Annotated in this window: 6 protein-coding genes and 5 tRNA genes; 10 read left to right on the forward strand and 1 reads right to left on the reverse strand. The window is 35.5% G+C overall.

All coding sequences use genetic code 11. The features are described 5' to 3' along the window. Positions 1-92: 92 nt before the first annotated feature. Entirely contained in the window at positions 93-1,235 is a 1,143-nt protein-coding gene (locus BLT46_RS05910) for an acyl-CoA dehydrogenase family protein (protein WP_090407668.1), read from the reverse strand. Positions 1,236-1,335: 100 nt separating this feature from the next. Here BLT46_RS05910 and BLT46_RS05915 point away from each other — a divergent pair, with 100 nt between their 5' ends. From BLT46_RS05915 to BLT46_RS05960, 10 genes are all read left to right on the forward strand, one after another. Continuing rightward, positions 1,336-2,424, forward strand: coding sequence for an anhydro-N-acetylmuramic acid kinase (locus BLT46_RS05915; protein WP_090407671.1), 1,089 nt, complete (start codon positions 1,336-1,338; stop codon positions 2,422-2,424). 328 nt (positions 2,425-2,752) lie between these two features. Continuing rightward, entirely contained in the window at positions 2,753-3,472 is a 720-nt protein-coding gene (locus BLT46_RS05920) for a MotA/TolQ/ExbB proton channel family protein (protein ID WP_090407674.1), read from the forward strand. Next, positions 3,472-3,867 (forward strand): ExbD/TolR family protein, encoded by a 396-nt coding sequence (locus BLT46_RS05925; protein ID WP_090407677.1) that lies wholly within the window; start codon positions 3,472-3,474, stop codon positions 3,865-3,867. The genes BLT46_RS05920 and BLT46_RS05925 overlap by 1 nt, the downstream gene beginning before the upstream one ends. A 3-nt stretch (positions 3,868-3,870) precedes the next feature. After that, positions 3,871-4,683: an energy transducer TonB gene (locus BLT46_RS05930; protein WP_090407679.1), complete on the forward strand. Its 813-nt coding sequence runs from the start codon at positions 3,871-3,873 to the stop codon at positions 4,681-4,683. A gap of 20 nt (positions 4,684-4,703) precedes the next feature. Next, complete coding sequence (locus tag BLT46_RS05935) at positions 4,704-5,921, forward strand: bifunctional folylpolyglutamate synthase/dihydrofolate synthase (protein ID WP_090407682.1); 1,218 nt, start codon at positions 4,704-4,706, stop codon at positions 5,919-5,921. A gap of 89 nt (positions 5,922-6,010) precedes the next feature. Continuing rightward, positions 6,011-6,085: transfer RNA gene (locus tag BLT46_RS05940), tRNA-Val, on the forward strand. Positions 6,086-6,131: 46 nt separating this feature from the next. Next, positions 6,132-6,206: transfer RNA gene (locus BLT46_RS05945), tRNA-Val, on the forward strand. Between the two features lie 29 nt (positions 6,207-6,235). Beyond that, positions 6,236-6,310: transfer RNA gene (locus BLT46_RS05950), tRNA-Val, on the forward strand. A gap of 29 nt (positions 6,311-6,339) precedes the next feature. Then, positions 6,340-6,414, forward strand: a tRNA-Val gene (locus tag BLT46_RS05955). Between the two features lie 29 nt (positions 6,415-6,443). Then, a tRNA-Val gene (locus tag BLT46_RS05960) sits at positions 6,444-6,518 on the forward strand. The last annotated feature ends 174 nt before the right edge of the window (positions 6,519-6,692 follow it).

The following is a 6,692-nucleotide window of genomic DNA, read 5'->3' on the forward strand; positions in this document are numbered from 1 at the left end:
ACATTAGTTGATTGACAAAATGTGGAATAGAAGAAAACAAAAAAGGATGTACCGCACAGTACATCCTCTTTATATTTAAACGAATGGAAAAACTATTCTTTAGCGATACCTCTTGAGATAACGATTTTTTGAATCTCAGAAGTACCTTCGTAAATTTGAGTAATCTTAGCGTCACGCATCATTCTTTCAACGTGATATTCTCTAACATATCCATTTCCTCCGTGAATTTGAACAGCTTCAATTGTTGTATCCATTGCTGTTTTCGAAGAGAATAATTTAGCCATTGCTCCAGAAATAGAAATATCTTGTCCTGCATCTTTTTCAGCTGCTGCTTTCATACAAAGCATTCTTGCCGCTGAGATGTTAGTAGCCATATCTGCTAATTTGAAAGCTACTGCTTGATGGTTGATAATTTCTGTACCAAATGCTTTACGTTCTTTAGCGTATTTTAAAGCTAATTCGTAAGCACCCTGTGCAATACCTAATGCTTGAGAAGCAATACCGATACGCCCTCCGTTAAGAACATTCATTGCGAAAGCGAATCCAAATCCGTCTTCTCCAATTCTATTTTCTTTAGGAACTTTCACATCAGTAAACATTAAAGAATGTGTATCAGAACCACGGATACCCATTTTTTGTTCTTTTGCTCCAATTTCAAATCCTTCCCATCCTTTTTCAACGATGAAAGCATTAATTCCTTTGTGTTTTTTCTCTGGGTGAGTTTGTGCTATTACTAAGTAGTAATCAGCTGTACTACCATTTGTAATCCAGTTTTTAGTACCGTTTAACAAGTAGTAATCTCCCATATCTACTGCAGTTGTTTTTTGCGATGTAGCATCTGATCCTGCTTCAGGCTCAGATAAACAGAAAGCTCCGATTACTTGACCTGATGCTAGAGGTGTAAGATATTTTACTTTTTGTTCTTCACTCGCATATTTTTCTAATCCTGCACAAACTAATGAGTTGTTTACAGACATAACTACTGCTGCAGAAGCGTCTACTTTCGCAATTTCTTCCATTGCTAATACGTATGATACGCTGTCTAATCCACTTCCTCCATATTTCGGGTCAACCATCATTCCTAAGAAACCAAGTTCTCCAAGTTTTTTTACTTGTTCTGCTGGGAAAATTTGATTCTCGTCTCTTTCGATAACACCAGGTAGTAATTCTGTTTGAGCAAAGTCACGAGCAGCTTGTTGAATCATCAACTGCTCTTCTGATAATTTAAAGTCCATTTTTCGTATCTTAATTTTTTAGTTGATTCTTAGTATTGTAGTTTCCAAATATATATGAATTAAATCAATTATTCAATGAACATTGTTTAATTTTATCCCTATGAAAAAGTTTCAGTATAATATTATCGGAGTAATGTCAGGAACCTCATTAGATGGGGTTGATTTGGTATATGTTGAGTTTACTTGTGATAGTGGCAAATGGTCTTTTAAAGTTTTGAATGCAGAAACTGTACCTTATTCTGAAGCGTGGAAGACTAAGTTGGCCAATGCAATTAATTTGAATAGGGAGGAAATAGAACATTTTGATGAGCGATATACTGTGCATTTAGCAAGTGTAATTCGCGAATTCATTATTACACATAAAATAAAAGAAGTAGATGCTGTTTGTTCACACGGACATACGGTATTTCACAAGCCTGATTTAGGCTATACATTGCAGATTGGTAATTTGCCTTTGTTGTCTGATTTGATAGAGCAGAAGGTGGTTTGCGATTTTAGAGTTCAAGATGTTCTTTTAGGAGGACAAGGTGCACCATTAGTGCCTATTGGCGATCGTTTGTTGTTTGCGGACTATGAGGCTTGTTTAAATTTAGGGGGATTTGCCAATGTGTCTTATGAGAATAATAGGGGGTATAGAATTGCTTTTGATCTTGTTCCTGTAAATACACTACTCAATGCACAGATGAGTAAAGTTGGATTAGAATATGACGCAGAGGGACATCACGCATCAAGAGGAAAGGTAAGTCAAGAGCTTTTAGAAGAGTTAAATGCATTAGATTATTATAAAGAAAAGGCACCTAAGTCTTTAGGAGTAGAGTTTGTTAAAACATTTGTTAATCCAATTTTATCCAAGTTCCCTTTATCGATGGAGGATTATTTAGCAACTTTAGTTGAGCATATCGCTATTCAAACTACTAATGGATTGTCGTTAAAACAAGGAAGTACGGTATTGGTAACAGGTGGTGGTGCACACAATAATTATCTACTGCATCGCATTAGAGAGAATAGTCCCCATTTAATCTTCAAAAAACCAGATAATTTGATAATAGACTTTAAAGAGGCTATTATATTCGGATTTTTAGGAGTCTTAAAAATAAGAGATGAGGTTAATTGTTTAGCAAGTGTAACAGGTGCTAAATATGATCACAGTTCAGGAAAGATTTACAATTTTTTTGAAAAACACGATTAGCGTACTATTGAATTGTTAAATTAATCTCTTGACAAAATAGCGCATTAGCTATCATATGTTAAAAAAATTATATACTTTATGGTTGATGTGTAAAAAATAGGGGGTAGAATTGGAGAAATCTTTAAAAAACATTCTATATTTGGACTTTATTTCAGCGTCATATTGCAACTATTTGTTAGGGCATTAAAGTGTTATTTTTTATCTGGTTAGATATTAAAATAACTTTTTTGTCGTTTATGATAGTATAGTAGTCTTATCACTTAGAAAGATAAGCTAAAATATGGGCTAATTTCAACATTGACATTAAAATTAAAAACACGAATTATTTATGTTTCATTTCTTACAAGTGGATACTACAGCAGTTGCTCAAAATTTAACTGATGCAATTGAAAAAACAGAAGGTGCAGTAAACAAAGAGTTAGCATTAAGCGACATCATCTTTAGTGGTGGAATTATTGGACAATCTATTATGGTTGTTATTTTCATCATGTTGTTTATGGCTTTGTACTTATATTTAGAGCGATTTTTTGCTATTAAAAAAGCATCTAAAGTAGATGAAAGCTTTATGAGTCAAATTAAATTATTTTTATCTCAAGGTAAAATTGATCAAGCAAAAGTACTTTGCGCTCATACAGATACTCCTGTTGCAAGATTAGTAGGAAAAGGGATTTCAAGAATTGGTAAGCCATTACAAGACATCAATATTGCTATTGAGAATGCAGGTAAATTAGAGGTTTACAAAATGGAGAAGAACATTAACTTATTAGCTACTTTATCTGGAGCAGGACCAATGACAGGTTTCTTAGGAACAGTAGTAGGTATGGTTATGGCGTTTCACGAAATGTCAACTGCAAGTTCAGCTCGTATAGATATGAGTGTATTAGCAGAGGGTATTTATACTGCGATGATGACTACAGTATTTGGTTTAATCGTTGGTATTATTGCTTATGTTGGGTACAATCACTTAGTAAGTAAAATCGATAAAATTGTTCACCAATTAGAAGCAAACGCAGTTGAGTTTTTAGATTTATTAAATGAGCCTGCCTAATGAATATCAGAGGAAGAAATAGAGTTTCGGCAGAATTTAATATGTCGTCGATGACTGATATTGTGTTTTTGTTACTTATTTTCTTTATGGTAGCAATTACAACAATGACAACGACGAATGCTTTAGATTTGGTATTGCCAAATTCTGAAGGAAAATCTGATTCAGTTGAAACAGTAGCGATTAGTATAGATAATCAATCTAATTATTTTATAGATCAAGACCAATTTCCATCAGAAGGATTAGAAGAAGGATTAAAACAGAAATTAGCTAATCAAGAAGAACCGAATGTGGTTTTACACGTAGCTAAAGGTGTACCTGTTGAAGATGCTGTATTTGTGATGGATATTGCTTATCGAAATAATTATAAAATTGTATTGGCTGTAGAGCCAAAATAAGGTATGAAGATATTAGAAACAGATAGTGAAAAGAAAGCTTTTGCAGTTACATCTACTGTTTTTGTAATTCTTTTTTTGCTGTTTTTCTTTTACAAAATAATGACTCCTGTTCAAGAGACAGTTTTGACAGGGGGTGAAATAGCTATTAACTTTGGTAATACAGACAAAGGAAAAGGTGATGTTCAGCCAAAAGAAACTATTGAAATGCAACCTGAACCAGAAGTTGCTCCTAAAGTGGAAACACCAAAGGTAGAACCAGTAGTTACACAAAATAAGGTTGATGTGCCTGTGGTTAAAAAAGTAGAAGAAACACCTAAGCCAAAAGAGGTTGTGAAAGCTGAGGTACCAGTGAAAAAACCAGACCCTAAACCGAGTCAAAGTACAACAGACGCATTAGCCAGCTTGATTAATGGTCCAAAGAGTACGGGAGAGAAATCTCAAGGTCAAGGTAACTCGTCTGAGAACGGAGACCAAGGTAAGTTGGATGGAGATATGTACTCTAATTCTACTTATGGAAATGGAAAAGGACAAGGTGCTGGAGGTGGTACAAGTTGGGGACTTAACGGAAGATCATTAGCTTCACGTGGATCAGTAGTACCCGATTGTAATGAAGTTGGTACAGTAGTAGTGGAAATTAGAGTAGATAAATCAGGAAAAGTGGTTTCTGCTCAACATACACGTGGTACAACTAACTCGGCTAAATGTTTAACTGACGCAGCAATTGCAACAGCTAAAACATTTAGATGGAAATCAGATGATAAAGCACCTAATATTCAAATAGGTTTTATAGTTATTAATTTTAAAGTAGGATCTTAGGTCCTATTTTTTTTGTAGATATGACATATCAAGAAACATTAGAATGGATGTATGCTCAGCTTCCAATGTATCAACAAAAGGGAGCGGTAGCTTACAAAGCGGATTTATCTAATACGATTAAATTAGTAAATCATTTAGGTAATCCACAAAAGGAAATTCAAACAATACATATAGCCGGTACTAATGGAAAGGGGTCTACTTCTTCTATGGTTGCTTCAATTTTACAAGAAGCAGGCTATAAAGTAGGATTATATACGTCTCCGCATTTAAAAGATTTTAGAGAGCGAATTAAAATTAATGGAGAGGAAATCTCAGAAGCTTTTGTTGTTGATTTTATAGCAAAGAACAAACCTTTTTTTGAGCAAGAATCGCTTAGTTTTTTTGAAATGACAGTTGGTATGTCTTTCGAATATTTTAAAAACGAACAAGTAGATATTGCTGTAATAGAAGTAGGAATGGGGGGTAGATTAGATGCTACCAATATTATAAAACCCCTTGTTTCTGTAATAACGAATATTGGAAAAGATCACACGGCATTTTTAGGAAGTACTCTTTCTGCTATTGCGGGAGAAAAGGCGGGTATCATAAAACCAAATACCCCTGTTGTAATTGGCGAATATACAGAGGAAACAAAACCAGTGTTTGTTGATAAGGCTACTGCATCTACCGCACCTATTTATTTTGCACAAGAAACCTATGCTAATAATGTGTTTACCTCAGATTTGAAAGGGGATTATCAAAAGTCAAACATTCGAACTGTACTTCAAAGCATCGAGTTGTTGCAAAAACACTATACTATTACCCAAGAAAACATTGAAAGAGGACTTTTAAATGTTGTAAAGAATACAAATTTGCAAGGTCGTTGGCAGGTTTTAGGAAGCAATCCTAAGATAATTACGGACACTGCGCACAATTCACACGGGTTGACAATTGTGATGAATCAGCTAAAACAAGAGAAGTTTGAGCAATTATACATTGTTTTAGGTGTAGTAAATGACAAAGATTTGGATTCAATTTTGCCATTGTTGCCCAAAGAGGCAAAATATTTTTTTGCAAAGCCAAATAATTCTCGAGGCTTAAATGCTGAGGTTTTAGCGGCGAAAGCAGGGGAGTTTAAACTTTATGGTAAGGTTTGTGGTTCAATACCAGATGCTTATGTTGAAGCTAAGTCTGTGGCAACGTCTGAAGACTTGATTTACGTGGGGGGAAGCACATTTGTAGTTGCAGAAATTTTATAAAAAGTTGCGGAAAAAACTTGCGTAATAAAAATGAGGTCGTATATTTGCACCCGTAATCAACAAACGATTACACGTTCATAAAAGAAAAAGGGCGATTAGCTCAGTTGGTTCAGAGCACCTCGTTTACACCGAGGGGGTCGGGGGTTCGAATCCCTCATCGCCCACAACTTTTTCTTGACATATTGAAATATCCAAATTAAAAAATAATTTGGGCGATTAGCTCAGTTGGTTCAGAGCACCTCGTTTACACCGAGGGGGTCGGGGGTTCGAATCCCTCATCGCCCACAATAATGCAAATTATTTTACGATAATTTGGGCGATTAGCTCAGTTGGTTCAGAGCACCTCGTTTACACCGAGGGGGTCGGGGGTTCGAATCCCTCATCGCCCACAATAATGCAAATTATTTTAAAATAATTTGGGCGATTAGCTCAGTTGGTTCAGAGCACCTCGTTTACACCGAGGGGGTCGGGGGTTCGAATCCCTCATCGCCCACAATAACTCAAGTTATTTTAAAATAATTTGGGCGATTAGCTCAGTTGGTTCAGAGCACCTCGTTTACACCGAGGGGGTCGGGGGTTCGAATCCCTCATCGCCCACAACTTATCAAGCCTTGCAAACGCAAGGCTTTTTTTATATCTATACTTTTCATTTTATAGTGTTGAAAGTGTTTCGGGGCAAGCACAAAAGTTGGGGAGGAAGTTGTAAAATAATATATTTGCATCATGATGGATAGCAAAGAAATACTAAAACTAATCCTACCTGAGTACTTG

The sequence above is a fragment of the Myroides phaeus genome (genome assembly GCF_900099675.1).
GTDB classification, from domain to species: Bacteria; Bacteroidota; Bacteroidia; order Flavobacteriales; family Flavobacteriaceae; genus Flavobacterium; species Flavobacterium phaeum.